This window comes from Pseudomonas hefeiensis (assembly GCF_030687835.1).
GTDB classification, from domain to species: domain Bacteria; phylum Pseudomonadota; class Gammaproteobacteria; order Pseudomonadales; family Pseudomonadaceae; genus Aquipseudomonas; species Aquipseudomonas hefeiensis.
This window is the reverse complement of record NZ_CP117449.1, coordinates 5,563,469-5,582,500: the sequence shown is the minus strand read 5'-3', so window position 1 is coordinate 5,582,500 and position 19,032 is coordinate 5,563,469. Positions and strand designations below refer to the sequence as shown.

At 59.4% G+C, this 19,032-nt stretch carries 11 protein-coding genes and 2 rRNA genes (1 of these 13 running past the window's edge); 10 read left to right on the top strand and 3 right to left on the bottom strand.

Annotation, left to right across the window (positions count from 1 at the left end):
* From PSH57_RS25170 to yfiB, 8 genes are all read left to right on the top strand, one after another.
* Positions 1-1,811 (top strand): 23S ribosomal RNA (locus PSH57_RS25170); it begins 1,081 nt to the left of the window's first position.
* Positions 1,812-1,965: 154 nt separating this feature from the next.
* Positions 1,966-2,081 (top strand): 5S ribosomal RNA (gene rrf / locus PSH57_RS25165).
* Between the two features lie 154 nt (positions 2,082-2,235).
* Entirely contained in the window at positions 2,236-5,688 is a 3,453-nt protein-coding gene (gene recC, locus PSH57_RS25160; RefSeq protein ID WP_305444783.1) for an exodeoxyribonuclease V subunit gamma, read from the top strand.
* Positions 5,685-9,374 carry an exodeoxyribonuclease V subunit beta gene (gene recB / locus PSH57_RS25155; RefSeq protein ID WP_305386022.1) on the top strand — a complete coding sequence of 1,230 codons (3,690 nt, stop codon included), beginning with the start codon at positions 5,685-5,687 and terminating at the stop codon, positions 9,372-9,374. The genes recC and recB overlap by 4 nt, the downstream gene beginning before the upstream one ends.
* Entirely contained in the window at positions 9,371-11,467 is a 2,097-nt protein-coding gene (gene recD, locus PSH57_RS25150; protein WP_305416194.1) for an exodeoxyribonuclease V subunit alpha, read from the top strand. The genes recB and recD overlap by 4 nt, the downstream gene beginning before the upstream one ends.
* Positions 11,468-11,606: 139 nt before the next feature.
* Positions 11,607-12,182: a regulatory sequestration protein YfiR gene (gene yfiR, locus PSH57_RS25145; RefSeq protein WP_305386021.1), complete on the top strand. Its 576-nt coding sequence runs from the start codon at positions 11,607-11,609 to the stop codon at positions 12,180-12,182.
* The gene (dgcN, locus tag PSH57_RS25140) at positions 12,179-13,447 is read left to right on the top strand and encodes a diguanylate cyclase DgcN/YfiN (protein ID WP_305416192.1); all 1,269 of its coding nucleotides are present in this window, start codon (positions 12,179-12,181) and stop codon (positions 13,445-13,447) included. The genes yfiR and dgcN overlap by 4 nt, the downstream gene beginning before the upstream one ends.
* 3 nt (positions 13,448-13,450) lie before the next feature.
* Entirely contained in the window at positions 13,451-13,954 is a 504-nt protein-coding gene (gene yfiB / locus PSH57_RS25135; RefSeq protein ID WP_305386020.1) for an outer membrane lipoprotein YfiB, read from the top strand.
* Here yfiB and PSH57_RS25130 read toward each other — a convergent pair.
* A complete protein-coding gene (locus PSH57_RS25130) occupies positions 13,951-14,898 on the bottom strand; it encodes a LysR family transcriptional regulator (protein WP_305390473.1) in 948 nt (315 codons plus the stop codon). The two genes, yfiB and PSH57_RS25130, sit on opposite strands and share 4 nt — an antisense overlap.
* Before the next feature lie 143 nt (positions 14,899-15,041).
* Here PSH57_RS25130 and PSH57_RS25125 point away from each other — a divergent pair, with 143 nt between their 5' ends.
* Both PSH57_RS25125 and mmsB read left to right on the top strand, forming a co-directional pair.
* Positions 15,042-16,568, top strand: coding sequence for a CoA-acylating methylmalonate-semialdehyde dehydrogenase (locus PSH57_RS25125; RefSeq protein ID WP_305386019.1), 1,527 nt, complete (start codon positions 15,042-15,044; stop codon positions 16,566-16,568).
* Positions 16,569-16,578: 10 nt separating this feature from the next.
* Positions 16,579-17,466, top strand: a complete 888-nt coding sequence (gene mmsB / locus PSH57_RS25120) for a 3-hydroxyisobutyrate dehydrogenase (protein WP_305386018.1) — start codon at positions 16,579-16,581, stop codon at positions 17,464-17,466.
* Positions 17,467-17,680: 214 nt separating this feature from the next.
* On the opposite strand, the gene PSH57_RS25115 is transcribed toward mmsB, so the two are convergent.
* A complete protein-coding gene (locus PSH57_RS25115) occupies positions 17,681-18,025 on the bottom strand; it encodes a cupin domain-containing protein (protein WP_085701337.1) in 345 nt (114 codons plus the stop codon).
* Between the two features lie 97 nt (positions 18,026-18,122).
* Positions 18,123-19,007: a LysR substrate-binding domain-containing protein gene (locus tag PSH57_RS25110; RefSeq protein WP_305386017.1), complete on the bottom strand. Its 885-nt coding sequence runs from the start codon at positions 19,005-19,007 to the stop codon at positions 18,123-18,125.
* Between the last annotated feature and the right edge of the window lie 25 nt (positions 19,008-19,032).

Genomic DNA, 19,032 nt, shown 5'->3' with positions numbered 1-19,032 from the left:
GCGTAATAGCTCACTAGTCGAGTCGGCCTGCGCGGAAGATGTAACGGGGCTCAAACCATACACCGAAGCTACGGGTATCACTTAGGTGATGCGGTAGAGGAGCGTTCTGTAAGCCTGTGAAGGTGAGTTGAGAAGCTTGCTGGAGGTATCAGAAGTGCGAATGCTGACATGAGTAACGACAATGGGTGTGAAAAACACCCACGCCGAAAGACCAAGGTTTCCTGCGCAACGTTAATCGACGCAGGGTTAGTCGGTCCCTAAGGCGAGGCTGAAAAGCGTAGTCGATGGAAAACAGGTTAATATTCCTGTACTTCTGGTTATTGCGATGGAGGGACGGAGAAGGCTAGGCCAGCTTGGCGTTGGTTGTCCAAGTTTAAGGTGGTAGGCTGGAATCTTAGGTAAATCCGGGATTCTAAGGCCGAGAGCTGATGACGAGTTACCCTTTGGGTGACGAAGTGGTTGATGCCATGCTTCCAAGAAAAGCTTCTAAGCTTCAGGTAACCAGGAACCGTACCCCAAACCGACACAGGTGGTTGGGTAGAGAATACCAAGGCGCTTGAGAGAACTCGGGTGAAGGAACTAGGCAAAATGGCACCGTAACTTCGGGAGAAGGTGCGCCGGTGAGGGTGAAGCACTTGCTGCGTAAGCCCACGCCGGTCGAAGATACCAGGCCGCTGCGACTGTTTATTAAAAACACAGCACTCTGCAAACACGAAAGTGGACGTATAGGGTGTGACGCCTGCCCGGTGCCGGAAGGTTAATTGATGGGGTTAGCTAACGCGAAGCTCTTGATCGAAGCCCCGGTAAACGGCGGCCGTAACTATAACGGTCCTAAGGTAGCGAAATTCCTTGTCGGGTAAGTTCCGACCTGCACGAATGGCGTAACGATGGCGGCGCTGTCTCCACCCGAGACTCAGTGAAATTGAAATCGCTGTGAAGATGCAGTGTATCCGCGGCTAGACGGAAAGACCCCGTGAACCTTTACTATAGCTTTGCACTGGACTTTGAATTTGCTTGTGTAGGATAGGTGGGAGGCTTTGAAGCGTGGACGCCAGTTCGCGTGGAGCCAACCTTGAAATACCACCCTGGCAACTTTGAGGTTCTAACTCAGGTCCGTTATCCGGATCGAGGACAGTGTATGGTGGGTAGTTTGACTGGGGCGGTCTCCTCCTAAAGAGTAACGGAGGAGTACGAAGGTGCGCTCAGACCGGTCGGAAATCGGTCGTAGAGTATAAAGGCAAAAGCGCGCTTGACTGCGAGACAGACACGTCGAGCAGGTACGAAAGTAGGTCTTAGTGATCCGGTGGTTCTGTATGGAAGGGCCATCGCTCAACGGATAAAAGGTACTCCGGGGATAACAGGCTGATACCGCCCAAGAGTTCATATCGACGGCGGTGTTTGGCACCTCGATGTCGGCTCATCACATCCTGGGGCTGAAGCCGGTCCCAAGGGTATGGCTGTTCGCCATTTAAAGTGGTACGCGAGCTGGGTTTAGAACGTCGTGAGACAGTTCGGTCCCTATCTGCCGTGGACGTTTGAGATTTGAGAGGGGCTGCTCCTAGTACGAGAGGACCGGAGTGGACGAACCTCTGGTGTTCCGGTTGTCACGCCAGTGGCATTGCCGGGTAGCTATGTTCGGAAAAGATAACCGCTGAAAGCATCTAAGCGGGAAACTTGCCTCAAGATGAGATCTCACTGGGACCTTGAGTCCCCTGAAGGGCCGTCGAAGACTACGACGTTGATAGGTGGGGTGTGTAAGCGCTGTGAGGCGTTGAGCTAACCCATACTAATTGCCCGTGAGGCTTGACCATATAACACCCAAGCAATTTGTTGACCCGATACATCAAGGGCACCAGATTGCGGTGTGTGAAGACGCTATGAACCGAAAGTTCGCACAACACACAAATCTATCGCATACCCATTCGCTGGCACGTGACCGCAAGGCACGCACCGGCTACCGAATTTCTTGACGACCATAGAGCATTGGAACCACCTGATCCCATCCCGAACTCAGCAGTGAAACGATGCATCGCCGATGGTAGTGTGGGGTTTCCCCATGTGAGAGTAGGTCATCGTCAAGATTAAATTCCGAAACCCCTATCTGCTGATGCAGGTAGGGGTTTTGTTTTGCCCGCGGGAAAGTTCTTACGACAAGTACGGACAGCTCCCGGCTGTCACAGCCCCCCGACAGTGCTAAGGTTCGGCCCTAGCTTTTGCATTTTCAAGGATGCCTTTATGCCGGACGCGACGTCCTTAAGCCCTGCTTTCATGGTGGTCCACGGAAATCGCCTGGATGAGTTGCGCAGCCTGGTGATCAGCTTGATGCGGCGCTATCCGCTGGGGCCTCTTGAAAACGAAATCGCGCTGGTTCAAAGCAATGGCATCGCCCAATGGTTGAAGCTGGCATTGGCTGAGGATCCGGAAGACGACGATACGGGTGGCTGCGGTATTGCCGCCGCCATTGACGTGCAATTGCCCGGCAGTTTCATGTGGCAACTCTATCGAACGGTTCTGGGACGTGACGAAATTCCGGCCAAGTCATTGCTTGATAAGGCTCCACTTACATGGCGGCTGATGCGCCTTCTGCCGCAGTTGATCGAACAGCCCCATTTCGAGCCCCTGCGGCGTTTCCTTGCTCACGACACAGACTTGCGCAAGCGTTATCAGTTATCCGAACGCCTTGCCGATCTGTTTGACCAATACCAAGTGTACCGGGCCGATTGGCTTGAGGACTGGGCAGAAGGTCGGCACCAGACAAGAAATGTCCGGGGCGAAACCAAGCCGCTCGCACCAGAAAACTGTTGGCAGGCTGAATTGTGGCGAGCCCTTTTGGTGGATGTGGGGGAGCAAGGCATGGCCCAAAGCCGTGCTGGGGTCCATCAACGATACATCGAGCGTATAAACAGTTTGGAAGTGGCTCCCAAGAACCTGCCCGCGCGGGTGATAGTGTTCGGCATTTCTTCTCTGCCGGCCCAAGTCCTTGAAGCACTTGCCGGTCTGTCACGGTTTAGCCAGGTTCTGCTGTGCGTCCATAACCCATGTCGCCACCATTGGGCGGACATCGTGGCCGACAAGGACCTGCTACGCCACCAATACAAACGCCAGGTCCGCAAGGCCGGAATGCCCGTCGTCCTCGATCCGCAAACCTTGCACCAGCATGCTCATCCATTATTGGCGGCGTGGGGCAAGCAGGGGCGTGACTATATCAACCTGCTCGACAGCTACGATGACCCCAACAGTTATCGCTCGGTATTTCGCGATGGACGGATCGACCTGTTCAGCGAAGGAAGTCCCACGACTCTCCTCAGCCAGTTGCAGGATGACATTCTCGAGCTGCGCCCCCTGAACGAAACCCGGGAACACTGGCCTGTCGTCGATACGGAGCAAGACGGCTCGATCCGTTTCCACGTGGCTCACAGTGCTCAGCGTGAAGTCGAAATCCTTCATGATCAGTTGTTGGCGCACTTCAGTGCGGATCCGGCGATGCGCCCCCGGGATATCATCGTCATGGTCCCGGACATCGACAGCTATGCGCCACATATTCGCGCTGTGTTCGGTCAGCTCGATAGAAGTGATCCCCGTTTCATTCCCTTCACCCTCACCGATCAGGGCCAGCGTGGACGTGACCCGCTATTGATCGCTGTCGAACATTTGCTCAAGCTGCCGGATAGCCGCTTTCCGGTCAGCGAAATCCTCGATCTGCTCGATGTTCCAGCGTTGCGTGAGCGGTTCGGTATCGATGAAGCTGACTTGCCTACGCTGCATCGCTGGATCGAGGGCGCCGGTATTCGCTGGGGCATGAACGCCGAACATCGTGCGGGGCTGGGGTTACCCGCGGAACTTGAGCAGAACAGTTGGCGTTTCGGTCTGCGCCGCATGTTGCTGGGGTATGCAGTCGGTTGTTCGGACGCCTACGACAGCATCGAACCTTATGATGAAATCGGAGGCCTGGATGCGGCGCTGATCGGTCCTCTGGTTGCGTTGCTGGATGCTTTGGAGGTCGCTCATCAGGAACTCACCCGGCCCGCATCACCGCAAGAATGGGGCTCGCGTCTGCATGATCTGATGCGACTGTTTTTCCAGGCGAGCAACGAACATGACGACTATCTGCTGACCCAACTCGAAGACCTGCGTGAAACCTGGCTGGAAACCTGTGAGTCGGTTGCCCTGAATGATGAGTTGCCCCTGACTGTTGTTCGAGAGGCCTGGCTGGCAGGATTGGATCAGGGCCGACTGTCCCAGCGCTTTCTGGCTGGAGCGGTCAACTTCTGCACCTTGATGCCGATGCGCGCGATTCCCTTCAAGCTGGTGTGTCTGCTGGGAATGAACGACGGCGACTACCCGCGAGCGCAGCCGCCCCTGGATTTCGATCTCATGGGCAGCGACTATCGCCCAGGTGATCGTTCCCGACGCGAGGATGATCGATATCTGTTATTGGAGGCGCTGCTTTCAGCCCGGCAAAAGCTCTACATCAGTTGGGTAGGCCGCAGCATCCGCGACAACAGCGACCGTCCTGCATCAGTATTGGTCGGCCAACTGCGGGATCATCTCGCCAGCGGGTGGCGGTTGGCAGATGACAGCAAGGACCTTCTTGAGGCGTTGACCCAGGAACATCCTTTGCAACCGTTCAGTGCTCGTTATTTTCATCAAGGCAGTGCGTTGTTCAGTTACGCCAGCGAATGGCGAATGCTTCACGGTGCCCACGAACACGCCGCCCAAAGCCAGGTGCTGGATCCCTATGTTCAGGAAGAACCCTTGGGCCTTGGGCAACTGCAGGACTTCCTGCGCAATCCCGTCCGGCACTTCTTCAGTCAACGACTCAAAATATTCTTCGAGGCCATCGAGGCCCCTTTGGCGGATGACGAACCCTTCGTTCTCGATGCGCTGCAACGCTATAGCCTGAGCGACAGCTTGCTTGAGGCCGCCCTGGTTCTCCTTGACCAACCGGATCTGGCACTGGCCACTCATGCTAAAAGACTGCAGAACAGCGGCCTGTTACCGATGGCCGGCTTCGGTGAATGCATGCAACGTGAATTGATCGAGCCTTTGCCTGATTTGCTCCAGCGTTACCAGCAGCTTCTGGCGTTATGGCCCACACCGCTAACCAGTGCTTTGCCTGTCAGCTTGCAATTGCATGGCGTGAGCGTCGAGGGTTGGCTGAGTGGCCTGCACCAGCGTGCTGATGGCGCGGTTCTCACCATCAGCGCCATACCCAACGGTATTGGCTCCCCCAAGACCCGTAAATGGCATCGTCTGATTCGTCCTTGGATCAATCATCTTGTTGCATGTGCGAACGGGCTGTCGATGACGACGGCATTGGTGGCCAGTGATGACAGCTTGCTGCTGGCTCCTTTTGAAGAACCCGTGGCACGACGGCTGCTCGGCGATCTATTGCAAGCCTGGCAGTCGGGGATGCGCCAGCCGCTTCCCGTCGCGGTGAAGACTGCCTTTGCCTGGCTCGGCCAGAGTGATCCTGCCAAAGCCGATGCGGCTGCTCGAAAAGCCTACGAGGGCGACGGGCAAAATTCTGAAGGTGAGCGGCGGGAAAGTCCGGCGTTGGCCCGGCAGTTTGCTGACTTCGATGCCTTGATGGCCGACGAGACATTCCCCAACTGGTGCGATGCGCTTTACCGGCCACTGCTCGAAGCGCCATGGCGTTCATTGGCCGGCGAGGAGGCACGCTCATGAGTCATCAGCCTCCACTCGCGCTGTCTTTCCCTCTACGTGGCAGCCAATTGATCGAGGCCAGTGCCGGTACCGGCAAGACCTTTACCATATCGGCGTTGTACCTGCGTCTGGTACTGGGGCACGGCGGCCCGGCTACCGGGTTTGGTCGCGAGCTACTTCCTCCGCAAATCCTGGTGGTGACCTTTACGGACGCTGCCACCAAGGAGTTGCGTGAACGTATCCGCACGCGTCTGGCCGAGGCGGCACGTTTCTTTCGTGATGAGATTGCGGCCCCGGACTCGCTGATCGCCGAGTTGCGGGATGAATTTGATGCCGCCCAGTGGTCTGGCTGTGCGAACCGGTTGGACATTGCTGCGCAATGGATGGATGAAGCGGCTGTCTCGACCATCCATAGCTGGTGCCAGCGCATGCTGCGTGAACATGCTTTTGACAGCGGTAGCCTGTTTACCCAGACCCTGGAAACCGATCACAGCGACTTGCTCGGCGAAGTGCTGCGCGACTATTGGCGGCTATTCTGCTACTCGATGCAAGGGGAAGCACTGAACTGGGTGCGGACACATTGGGGCGGACCTGCTGCGCTGCTGCCGCGAGTCAGAGGTCTGTTTTCCAGCGAGTGCGATGCTGCTGAGGGACTTGAACCGGCCGAACTGATCGCGGCATCGCTCCAGGAGCGCAGTGCCGCCTTGCTCGATCTCAAGGCGCCGTGGCGGCAATGGGCCGTGGAGCTGCTGGAGATCTGCCAGCAAGGCGTCGCCAACAAAAGCGTTGACGGGCGCAAGATGCAGGCTCGGTACTTCGAACCGTGGTTCCAGAAAATCAATGCCTGGGTGGAGGACGAAAGCCTTGAACTGTTGGACATTGGCAGCGGATTCACACGCCTGACGCCCGAGGGCATGGCCGAGGCCTGGAAAGGCGAAGTGCCTAGCCATCCCGGGCTGGACGCCATGTCCGGTCTCAAGGCCAGCCTGGAAGCCCTGCCCACCCCCGATGCCGCGGTGCTACAACATGCCGCGCAATGGGTGGGGGCACGCTTTGAAGCGGAGAAACGTCGCCGCGCGGAGATGGGTTTCGACGATATGCTGTTACGTCTGGACGCAGCCCTTCAAGCCGAAGGTGGAGAGCGTCTGGCAAGCTTGATCCGCGAACAGTTTCCGGTGGCGCTGATCGATGAGTTCCAAGACACCGACCCGATTCAATATCGGATCTTCGAAAGCATCTACCACATTGCAGAAAGCAACCCTGACACCGGGCTGTTCCTGATCGGTGATCCGAAGCAGGCCATTTACGCTTTTCGCGGCGCTGACATCTATACCTACCTGCGCGCCCGCGAAGCCACCGCCGGCAGGCTGCATACGTTGGGAACAAACTTCCGTTCCAGCCACGCCATGGTCAGTGCGGTAAACCATATTTTCCAGAACGCCGAATCCCGCCCGAAAGGGCGCGGTGCTTTTCTGTTTCGTGAGCCATCGGGCAAGAACCCGGTGCCGTTCCTGCCCGTTGAGTCCCAAGGGCGCAAGGAGTCGTTGCAGATCGCCGGGCTACCCGTTGCCGCAATGAATATCTGGCACTTGCCTTCTGATCAGCCGCTTTCCGGGGCGGTGTATCGGCAGTACATGGCGGCGGCTTGTGCCAGTGAGATCACGGCGTTGCTCAATGGCGGCCAATCGGGGTGCGATGGCTTTGCGGCCGATGAAAAGACGCTCCAGGGATTGCGCCCGGCGGATATCGCCATCCTGGTGCGTGACGGTAAAGAAGCTCAGGCAGTACGCGACGAATTGTCTGCACGGGGAGTGCGCAGTGTCTATCTGTCCGATAAAGACTCGGTCTTCGCCTCCCAGGAGGCGCGGGACCTGCTGACCTGGCTCAGGGCCTGCGCCGAGCCGGATGTCGAGCGACCGCTGCGGGCAGCGCTGGCCAGCATCACGTTGAATCTTGCGCTGACGGAGCTTGAGCATCTCAATCAGGATGAGCTGGCCTGGGAGCGTCGGGTCATGCAGTTCCGTGGCTATCGTACGGTCTGGCGTACCCAGGGCGTGTTGCCCATGTTGCGTCGCCTGCTACATGATTTCAAGCTGCCCCAGGCCTTGATGGCGCGTAGCGACGGCGAGCGTGTGCTGACCAATTTGCTGCACCTTTGCGAGCTGTTGCAACAGGCTGCCGGTGAGCTGGATGGCGAGCAAGCTTTGATTCGGCATCTGTCCGAGCACCTGGCGCTGTCCGGGCAGGCTGGCGAAGAACAGATCCTGCGCCTGGAAAGTGATGAGCAACTGGTCAAGGTGGTCACGATTCACAAGTCCAAGGGGCTTGAGTATCCGCTGGTCTTCTTGCCCTTCATCTGTTCGACGAAACCGGTGGATGGCAGTCGATTGCCTTTGCATTACCACGATGAGGCCTGCAAGGCGCAGATCAGCCTCACGCCTACCGCCGAGTTGATAGCCAAGGCCGATGACGAGCGTCTGGCCGAGGATCTGCGGCTTCTCTACGTGGCCCTGACCCGCGCACAACATGCTTGCTGGCTGGGTGTGGCTGATCTCAAACGGGGCAATAACAACAGCTCGATCCTGCACTTGTCCGCATTGGGCTATCTGTTGGGCGGCGGTGTGCCGTTAGTCGAGTCGGTGGAATTGAGGCGCTGGCTGGAGGACCTGCAACAAGGCAGTGCAGTGGTCAACTATCAGGAAATGCCCCAGGCCACCAACGAGCATTACCGGCCACCACGCAACGAAGCGGTACTGCTTGAACCTTTGATACCGGTACGTAAAGCCAGTGAAAACTGGTGGATCGCCTCCTACAGCGCCTTGCGGATTGGGGAAAGCCTGAGTGCGGGCAGCAATGATGCGCCGGAGAACCCGCAGGCCCAGAAGCTGTTCGACGATGAGCGGCTTGACCCCGATGCCCCAAGGGAAATTGTTGCCGTGGGTGGTGATATTCACCGCTTCCCTCGCGGTCCCGGTCCCGGCACATTCCTTCATGGTCTTCTGGAATGGGCCGCTGGTGAAGGATTTGAAGCTCCGCCAACCGCCATCGAGGATGCCATAGCCCGGCGCTGCAACCGCCGAGGTTGGAAAGGCTGGATCGCTACCCTGGGTGACTGGCTGCAACACTTGATCAAACTGCCTATGCACATAGGTGGCGACCAGGCGCCGGTGGTGCTTGAGAACCTGTCCCAGTTCCAGGTCGAGATGGAGTTCTGGTTTGCCAGCCATAAGGTCGATGTGCTCAAGCTCGACCAACTGGTTTGCCAATTCACCCATGGTGGCGTCGCTCGCGTGGCCGCCGAGCCGGTGCTGCTCAACGGGATGTTCAAAGGCTTCATCGATTTGACGTTCGAGCACGAGGGCCGGTATTACGTGGCCGATTACAAGTCCAACTGGCTGGGTGTCGATGACATGGCCTACACCTCGCAGGCCATGGAACAGTCAATCCTGGACAATCGCTACGACCTGCAATACGTGTTGTACCTGTTGGCCCTGCACCGTCAGCTCAAGGCGCGCCTGCCCGACTATGACTACGATCGGCATGTCGGGGGGGCGTTGTATCTGTTCCTGCGCGGCACCCGCTCAGCCAGTCAGGGCGTTTATTTCACCAAGCCTCCACGGGCGTTGATCGAACAACTGGACCGTATGTTCCAAGGGACGCCCGAGCCCAAGGCTCAACCGGCATGGGAACAGGGGGAGCTGCTATGAATCGTTCTTTTGCCGATCTGTTACCCAAATCCTCAGATGACGAGAGTCTTGTGGATCTGGCTCCGCTGAGCCGTGCGGATGACTTGCTGCTGTTGCTCACGCGCTGGGTCGAACGAGGATGGTTGCGCGCCCTGGACAAGGCATTCGTCGCCTTCCTCCATGAACTCGCGCCTGAAGATGATCCATTGGTGCTGCTTGCTGCGGCGCTCACCAGTCATCAGTTGGGTCACGGGCATGTCTGCCTGGATTTGTTCGAAACGCTCAAGGAGCCGGATTTCGCCCTGTCGCTGCCGCCTGAAGGCGACTCGCAAGCGGGTGTAGAGCTGTTGCCCTCGCAAATACTACGGACCCTCGATGGGGCTCACTGGTGCAAGGTCCTGGCAACCAGTGCTTTGGTGGCTTTAGCTGTCGATGAGCATGAAGACGCGCGGCAACGCCCTTTGGTGTTATCGGGTAAGCGTCTTTATCTGCGTCGCTATTGGGCCTATGAACGGCGGATCGATGAGGCATTGTGTCAACGCCTTGCCGAACATGAAGCGGCGCCTGGTGATCTTCGCGAGCGTTTGAACGGGTTGTTCGGGCCGGCCACAGCCGCTGGTCCGATCGATTGGCAGAAACTGGCCTGTGCGCTGGCGACCCGAGGAGCCTTCAGCATCATCACCGGCGGCCCGGGTACCGGCAAGACCACCACGGTTGTGCGCTTGCTCGCCCTGCTTCAGGCGCCTGCTGTCGAGGCGGGCAAGCCGTTGCGGATTCGCCTGGCCGCGCCGACAGGCAAGGCGGCGGCGCGCCTGACCGAGTCCATCAGTCAGCAGGTCCGCACCCTCGATGTGGTTGACGCCGTGCGCGAGCGCATTCCCTGCGATGTGACCACGGTCCATCGTTTGTTAGGCAGTCGGCCTGGTACCCGACATTTCCGCCACCATGGGGGCAATCGCTTGCCACTGGATGTGTTGGTGATCGATGAAGCGTCCATGATCGATCTGGAAATGATGGCCAATCTGCTGGATGCGCTGCCGACTCATGCGCGACTGGTGTTGCTGGGTGATAAGGACCAACTGGCCTCTGTTGAGGCCGGTGCGGTGCTGGGGGATTTGTGTCGGGATGCCGAGGAGGGTTGGTACAGTCCCCGGACCCTGGCCTGGCTGGAGACCGTCAGCGGTGAAAACCTGACGGCCAGTGATCTGCAGCAAGACCTCAATGGCACTCATGCCTTGGCCCAGCAAGTGGTCATGCTCAGGCATTCGCGGCGCTTCGGTGAGGGCAGTGGGATTGGTCAACTGGCGCGCCGGGTCAACCAGCAACAGCCGGAAAAGGCCCGTCAACTGCTGGTCGAAGGCGAATTCACCGACCTGTTTTCCCTGGCGCTGAAGGGCGAACACGATGGGGCGCTGGAGCGCTTGCTACTCGATGGCAAGGCAGAAGGGCCGAAGGGGTATCGGCATTACCTGAGCCTGTTGCGTCAGCGTCGCCCGGCCATTTCCCGACCGCTTGAGGACGGCTGCTGGACCGATTGGGCGCGGGAGGTCCTGTCGGCTTTCGACGAGTTCCAGTTGCTTTGTGCCGTACGCAAAGGCCCGTGGGGTGTCGCGGGGTTGAACCAGCGCATCACCGCCGCGCTGCTCAAGGCCCAGCTTATCGACAGCGATCACCAATGGTACGAAGGGCGCCCGGTTCTGATGACCCGCAACGACTACGGGTTGGGCTTGATGAACGGCGATATCGGTATCGCGCTCAAGCTGCCCGAGCGTGATGGACCGGATGCGGGCAAGCAGGTTCTGCGGGTGGCGTTCCCTCGTAACGATGGCCAGGGCGGCGTGCGTTTCGTCCTGCCCAGCCGCTTGAATGACGTGGAAACCGTCTTTGCCATGACGGTGCATAAATCCCAAGGTTCGGAGTTCGCCCATACGGCTTTGATTCTGCCGGACGCGCTGAACCCGGTGCTGACCAAGGAATTGGTGTACACCGCCATTACTCGGGGCAAGCAGTGGTTCAGCTTGATAGAACCCAGAGGGGGTGTCTTTGAGGAGGCGGTCCGGCGCAAGGTCAAGCGCTTGAGCGGATTGATGCTGGAGCTGGAAGGAACTGACTGAACGATCGTCTTTCACGACTCAATACGGTTGACGGCAATTTTGTCCCCTCCTGTCAGACGCGTCGCGGGACGGTGTCTCGCTGGCTTTTTGGCACTGTGCTATCTTTCCGGCACTTATCGCATAGACCAAGAGACTTTCCATGAGTGTGGCTGTTCGGGAGGCAGTGCACAGCAGGGGCTGGAGGCAATATTTGCTAGCCAGCCTTCTGTGCTTGCTGTCGCCTCTGGCGGTTGGCCAGGATCTGGCATCCACGACCCGGGCTGAACAGCGAGCCGAATCCGTCACCCAGGTCGTGTTGGGAATTCTCAGCTACGCCCGATGGCCCGTTGAGCCTGCGCAACTGCAGCTGTGCGTCGTCGGTCCGACCCAGTACACCGACGATCTGGTCAAGGGCACCACCCAGGCCACCGGCCGCCCTGTGACTGTGCAGCGGGTACTGGCCGATCACCCCAGCATCGCCACTGACTGTAACGCGGTCTACATCGGCAGGCTGACCGTTGATGAGCGCACCCGGTTGTTTGCGTCTTTGATTGGAAAGCCAGTATTAAGCATCAGCGAAGGGGGCGATCAGTGCACTGTCGGCAGCCTGTTTTGTCTGCGGGTCGCTGACGATCAGGTATCGTTCGAGGTCAACCTGGATTCGGTGGCGCGCAGTGGCGTGCGCATCCACCCGAGTGTTCTGCAGCTTTCACGTCGCAGGCCAGCAGCGCCATGAATCTGCCCACGGCACGGATCCGTCCCACACTGGGCTCGGTCATTGGTCGCGGTCACCTGATTGTCGCGTTGGTGGCGATCACCATGGCCAGTGTTTCCCTGACCTTGCTCGGTGTCCTTGCGTTGCGAGTCTATGCCGACCACAACCTGCACCTGATCGCCCGTTCGATCAGCTACACCGTTGAAGCGGCCGTGGTGTTCGATGACTCAGTGGCGGCTACCGAGGCGCTGGCTTTGATTGCCTCCACCGAAGAGGTCGCCGATGCCGAGGTGTTCAACGAACACGGGCGTCTGCTGGCTCGCTGGCAGCGGCCGGAAACAGGCTTGTTGTCGGAATTGGAAAGGCACATCGCCAAAACCTTCCTGGAAAAGCCCATCCGCCTGCCAATTATCCATCAGGGACAGAATATAGGCGCAGTTCTACTGTCGGGGCATGGCGGCAGTCTTTTGCGTTTTTTGCTCAGCGGCCTGGCGGGAATTGTCTTATGCACGGCGGTGAGCGCCTGGGTGGCGTTGTATCTGGCGCGGCGTCAGTTACGCGCAATCACCGGGCCGCTGCGCAGCCTCGCCGAAGTGGCCCATGCCGCGCGCAGCGAACGCGCCCTCGACCGACGCGTACCGCCGGCCGCTATCGCCGAACTGGATAACCTGGGCAATGACTTCAACGCACTGCTTGATGAACTGGAATCCTGGCAAACCCACCTGCAAAGCGAGAACGAAACCCTGGCACACCAGGCCAGTCATGACAGCCTGACCGGATTGCCGAATCGAGCATTTTTCGAAGGCCGGCTGATCCGTGCACTGCGCAATGCCAACAAGCTCGACGAGCAGGTAGCCGTGCTCTATCTGGACAGTGACCGATTCAAGGGGATCAACGATAACTTCGGTCATGCTGCCGGTGATGCGGTGCTGACGGCGGTGGCGACACGGGTCCGGGCGCAGTTGCGTGAAGGGGACCTGGTGGCGCGCCTGGGCGGGGACGAATTCGCCGTGTTGCTCGCCCCCCTGCACCGGGCCGAGGATGCCGAGCGGATTGCCGAAAAGATCATCGCCAGCATGGAAATGCCCATTCAATTGCCCGGCAATGCCTCGGTGCTGACTTCTCTGAGTGTCGGTATCGCCGTTTATCCTGATCACGGCGCTACACCAGGCGCCTTGCTCAATGCGGCCGATGCGGCGATGTATCAGGCCAAACGCCTCGCCAGAGGCGGCCAACACACGGCTGGGTCGGAGCACCCGGTTGCTGATCTTCAAGCCAGGAGCTGACTCGTGCGCCTATATCCTCAACTCTCCCTTCAGCGCTTCGCCGCGCTTTTGTTCATCACCGTTCTGGCCTTGAGCGGCTGCCAGACGCCACCTCAAAAAGGTCTTACCCCGGCGCAAGTCGCCGTGCTCAAACAACAAGGGTTCGAATTAACCGATGAGGGATGGGCTTTCGGCCTGTCCGGCAAAGTACTGTTTGGCAGCGATGTGGAAACCCTCAACCCGGCCAGTACCGAGATTGTCGAGCGAATCGGCAAGGCTCTGCTGGGGGCCGGAATCGAGCGGGTGCGGATCGATGGTCATACCGACGCATCAGGCTCCCCAACCTATAACGAGCAACTGTCGATACGTCGGGCCAACAGCGTGAGCAAGGTATTGATTGGGGTGGGCATGCGCGAAGAAAACGTTCAAGCGCGCGGGCTGGGCAGCAGCAGGCCAGTCGCCTCCAACGACACGGTCGAGGGGCGCACCGAAAACCGTCGCGTCGCCATTGTGGTCATCGCCGACTAGTCGGCAAATACCATCTCGCGGCTCTCGCCCATCAGCAGTGGCTGGTTCTGTTCAGTCACTTCGCGGATGTAATCCCACAGCAATGTAATGCGCTTGAGCTTCCTCAAGTCCTCCCGGCAGTACATCCAGAATTGTCGGGTGACGGTAATTTCCTCCGGCAGCACCGGCAGCAGGCGTGGATCCTGGGCAGCGAGGAAGCACGGCAGAATAGCCAGTGATCGTCCTTGCTGCGCTGCCACGAACTGCGCGATCACGCTGGTACTGCGCAGATGAGCATGGGCGCCGGGCAGTACGTTCGCCAGATAGAGCAACTCGGAACTGAACGCCAGATCATCCACGTAGCTGATGAACGAATGTTTGCTCAGGTCCGCCGGTCGGTGGATGGGAGGATGGCTGTCAAGGTATTGCTGGGTGGCGTAGAGCTGCAGTCGGTAGTCGCACAGTTTGCAGCACACATACGGGCCATGTTCCGGGCGTTCGAGGGCGATGACGATGTCAGCTTCGCGCTTGGAGAGGCTGATGAAGTGCGGCAGCGGGAGGATGTCCACGGAAATGGCCGGGTAGGCATCGACGAAATGACTCAGTTGCGGCGTGATGAAGAAGCTGCCGAAGCCTTCGGTGCAGCCCATGCGCACATGGCCGGACAACGCCACCCCTGAGCCTGACACCTGTTCGCAGGCCATGTGCAGGGTGCTTTCGATCGATTCGGCGTAACCCAGCAGACGCTGGCCTTCGGCTGTCAGGATGAAACCGTTGGTCCGGGATTTTTCGAACAGCAGCGTACCCAACGAAGCTTCCAGCGAGCTGATGCGTCGCGACACCGTGGTGTAGTCGACGGCCAGGCGCTTGGCCGCTGTGCTGGCCTTGCGGGTGCGGGCCACTTCGAGGAAAAACTTGAGGTCGTCCCAATTCAGTGACCCCAGGGAGGTGATGTTTTTTTGCATGATGGACCGGTTTTTATGTGCGTTCTTATTAGAAGTTTGCACATCTATACTCCAAAAACCGTCTCATCACCAAGGTGTCTGTCTATGCACCTTGATCTGTGCTGAACCAGCGCTCTCTATAAGAACAAATCCCGGAGGCCAGCATGAACGTTTCCCTTACGCCCAGCGACACCACGCTGCAAACCGTCAAACTGTTGATCGATGGTGAGTGGGTTCAATCCCAGTCCAGCGAATGGCACGACATCGTCAACCCGGCCACTCAGCAGGTACTGGCGAAGGTTCCGTTCGCCACGGCATCGGAAGTCGATGCCGCTATTGCCGCTGCCCAGCGTGCCTTCCAGACCTGGAAGCTGACCCCCATCGGCGCGCGAATGCGCATCATGCTCAAGCTGCAGGCGCTGATCCGCGAGCACTCCAAGCGCATCGCCGCCGTGCTCAGCGCCGAGCAGGGCAAAACCATCGCTGATGCCGAGGGCGACATTTTCCGTGGCCTGGAAGTGGTGGAACATGCCTGCTCCATCGGCACCCTGCAGATGGGCGAGTTTGCCGAGAACGTCGCCGGCGGCGTCGATACCTACACGCTGCGCCAACCGATTGGTGTGTGTGCGGGCATTACCCCGTTCAACTTCCCGGCGATGATCCCGCTGTGGATGTTCCCGATGGCCATCGCCTGTGGTAACACCTTCGTGCTCAAACCGTCGGAACAGGACCCGTTGTCGACCATGCTGCTGGTGGAACTGGCCATTGAGGCCGGCGTGCCGCGGGGCGTGCTCAATGTGGTGCATGGCGGCAAGGACGTGGTGGATGCGCTCTGCACTCACAAGGACATCAAGGCGGTTTCCTTCGTCGGTTCGACGGCGGTCGGCACCCACGTGTATGACCTGGCGGGTCGCCATGGTAAACGCGTGCAGTCGATGATGGGCGCCAAGAACCATGCGGTGGTGTTGCCGGATGCCAATCGTGAACAGACCCTCAATGCATTGGTCGGTGCCGGTTTCGGTGCGGCGGGCCAGCGTTGCATGGCCACTTCGGTGGTGGTCATGGTGGGCGCGGCCAAGCAATGGCTGCCGGAGCTCAAGGCGCTGGCGCAAAAGCTCAAGGTCAATGCCGGCAGCGAGTCGGGCACGGATGTCGGCCCGGTAATTTCCAAGCGGGCCAAGGCGCGGATTCTTGAGTTGATCGAGAGTGGCGTGCAGCAAGGGGCGAAGCTGGAACTTGATGGCCGTGACATCAGCGTGCCGGGTTTCGAGCAAGGCAATTTCGTCGGCCCGACCCTGTTTTCCGGCGTGACGACCGACATGCGTATTTACACCGAAGAAATCTTCGGCCCGGTGTTGGTGGTGCTGGAGGTCGACACCCTTGATCAGGCAATTGCCCTGGTCAACGCCAACCCGTTCGGCAACGGCACCGGCCTGTTCACGCAAAGCGGTGCAGCGGCGCGTAAATTCCAGAGCGAAATCGACGTCGGCCAGGTAGGGATCAACATCCCGATTCCGGTACCGGTGCCGTTTTTCAGCTTCACCGGCTCCCGTGGTTCGAAACTCGGTGACCTGGGTCCCTACGGCAAACAAGTGGTGCAGTTCTACACTCAAACCAAGACCGTTACCGCGCGCTGGTTCGATGATGACAGCGTCAATGACGGTGTGAACACCACCATCAATCTGCGTTAAGGAGCCGGACATGAAGATCGCATTTATCGGTCTGGGCAACATGGGCGCCCCCATGGCGCGCAATCTGCTCAAGGCCGGCCATTCGCTGAACCTGTTCGACCTGAACCAGACGGTGCTGGCTGAACTGGCCACATTGGGCGGTACCATCAGCGCCTCGCCTCGCGATGCGGCCCAGGGCGTGGCCCTGGTGATCACCATGTTGCCGGCTGCTGCCCATGTACGCAGTGTCTGGCTGGGTGAAGACGGTGTACTGGCCGGCATCGCCGCCGGCACGCCAGCGGTGGATTGCAGCACCATCGACCCGCAGACCGCCCGCGACGTTGCTGCCGCAGCCGCCAAGCAAGGCGTGGCCATGGCCGACGCGCCTGTCTCGGGTGGCACCGGTGGCGCGGCGGCCGGCACGCTGACCTTCATGGTTGGCGCCAGCGCTGAATTGTTCTCCACCCTGCAACCGGTGCTGGCGCAGATGGGCCGTAATATCGTGCATTGCGGCGATGTCGGCACCGGGCAGATCGCCAAGATCTGCAACAACCTGCTGCTGGGGATTTCCATGGTGGGCGTCAGCGAAGCCATGGCCTTGGGCGATGCCCTGGGGATCGACACCCAGGTGCTGGCCGGGATCATCAACAGCTCAACGGGCCGTTGCTGGAGTTCGGACACCTACAACCCGTGGCCTGGCGTGATCGAAACCGCACCGGCGTCCCGTGGCTACACCGGGGGGTTTGGTGCCGAGCTGATGCTCAAGGACCTGGGCCTGGCTACCGAAGCGGCGCGGCAGGTTCATCAGCCGGTGGTGCTGGGTGCGGTGGCGCAGCAGTTGTACCAGGCGATGAGTCAGCGGGGCGAGGGCGGCAAGGACTTTTCGGCGATTGTTAACAGCTATCGCAAGCCGCAGTAAGGGCTGGGGTATCGGCGGCTTTTTGTGGCGAGGGGGGTTATCTGTGGGAGCAAGGCTTGCCCGCGATGCAGGCACCTCGTTCTCTCAGAGACCGCATCGCCTGTAATCGCGGGCAAGCCTTGCTCCCACAGAGACCTCGCTGGCCACAGAACCTGTGCAATTTAGAAAGCTGTTTTCCGAGAGACCATGTCGGGTGGTCTCTCGGTTTTTTGTTTCAGGCAAAGACGAAATATTTACGCACGGTCTCGACCACTTCCCATGTGCCTTTCATGCCTGGCTCGACGACGAAGATGTCACCGGCCCGCAGGTGGATCGGCTCCATGCCATCGGGGGTGATGATGCAGTAGCCTTCCTGGAAATGGCAGTACTCCCACTTCACATAGTCCACGCGCCACTTGCCCGGCGTACAGATCCAGGTGCCCATGATCTTGCTGCCGTCTTCGCTGGTGTAAGCGTTGAGGTTGACGGTGTGCGGATCGCCTTCGAGCTTTTCCCATTTGCAGGCATCGAGTACGGGCAGCGGATGGGTATCGCGCAGGACGGTGATGGGGGCGGTCATGTGAACTCCGAAAGGGGCAGAAGAGAGCAGGCACCCTAACGCGCGACATGATCGGGCAGATGCCTATGCTCGACACCGGCCTATCCAGAAGCGCGCATCAGCGGACGGTCAAGTGCGTGGCGAGGGCTTTGGCGTAGGCGGGCAAGTCGTCGAAGCTACGGGCGCACAGCCGCAGTGAGCGTTGAGCCCAGGCCTCTTGCAGCGAGACCCATCGCCAGGAAGGTTCGGACGGGCGCCGCGCGATCGCGGCCTTTGGCACGATGGCAATGCCCGCACCATGAGCGACCATACGAATCACACCATCAAAGCCGTCGGCGCGAATGCGAATGTGCATGCGTCGTCCGGTGTGCAGGGCCTGCTCTTCGAGGTAGATCGCCAGAGCACTGGACGCGTTCAGGCCTACATAATCATGGCTGAGGGTCTCATTGAAACTCAGCGGTCGGCCGTCAGCCAAGGGATGTTCCGAGGGCAGGATCAATACCAGCGGATCATCGCGAAAGGGGCGGGTCTCAAGGCCATCGGTGTCCACCGCGTCAGAGATGATTCCCAGGTCCGCTGCACCCTGACGCAGTGCATGGGTGCTCCGCGAGCTGGGCAGTTCCTGCAGATCGATGTCGAGGTTGGGATGGGCCTTGAGGAAATCGGCCAGCAACTCCGGCAGGTATTCGGTCATGGCGCTGGTGTTGCACAACAACCGCACCCGACCTTTGACGCCCCGGGCGTATTCGCCCAGGTCCTGTTGCAGGTGTTCGGCGTGTTGCAGCAACACCCGGGCATGTTGCGCCAGCGCCTTGCCGGCCGACGTGGGTGTAACACCTCGGCGCCCACGTTCGAGCAACTCGATCCCCAGGGAGGCCTCCATGGCGCGGACTCGGGCACTGGCCGCCGCCAGGGACAGATGGCTGCGGCCAGCGCCGGCGGTGATGTTGCCGGTGTCGAGGATGTGCAGGTAGAGGCGCAGGTCGGTGAGGTCGAAGTGCATGAGTGATGTGATCCTGTGCCGGGTT

Excerpts from the sequence above, each read along its gene's own strand:
- recC (WP_305444783.1), top strand. The coding sequence starts at position 2,236 with ATGCCGGACGCGACGTCCTTAAGCCCTGCTTTCATGGTGGTCCACGGA.
- dgcN (WP_305416192.1), top strand. The coding sequence starts at position 12,179 with ATGAATCTGCCCACGGCACGGATCCGTCCCACACTGGGCTCGGTCATT.
- PSH57_RS25130 (WP_305390473.1), bottom strand. The coding sequence starts at position 14,898 with ATGCAAAAAAACATCACCTCCCTGGGGTCACTGAATTGGGACGACCTC.
- recB (WP_305386022.1), top strand. The coding sequence starts at position 5,685 with ATGAGTCATCAGCCTCCACTCGCGCTGTCTTTCCCTCTACGTGGCAGC.
- yfiR (WP_305386021.1), top strand. The coding sequence starts at position 11,607 with ATGAGTGTGGCTGTTCGGGAGGCAGTGCACAGCAGGGGCTGGAGGCAA.
- PSH57_RS25115 (WP_085701337.1), bottom strand. The coding sequence starts at position 18,025 with ATGACCGCCCCCATCACCGTCCTGCGCGATACCCATCCGCTGCCCGTA.
- recD (WP_305416194.1), top strand. The coding sequence starts at position 9,371 with ATGAATCGTTCTTTTGCCGATCTGTTACCCAAATCCTCAGATGACGAG.
- PSH57_RS25125 (WP_305386019.1), top strand. The coding sequence starts at position 15,042 with ATGAACGTTTCCCTTACGCCCAGCGACACCACGCTGCAAACCGTCAAA.
- PSH57_RS25110 (WP_305386017.1), bottom strand. The coding sequence starts at position 19,007 with ATGCACTTCGACCTCACCGACCTGCGCCTCTACCTGCACATCCTCGAC.
- mmsB (WP_305386018.1), top strand. The coding sequence starts at position 16,579 with ATGAAGATCGCATTTATCGGTCTGGGCAACATGGGCGCCCCCATGGCG.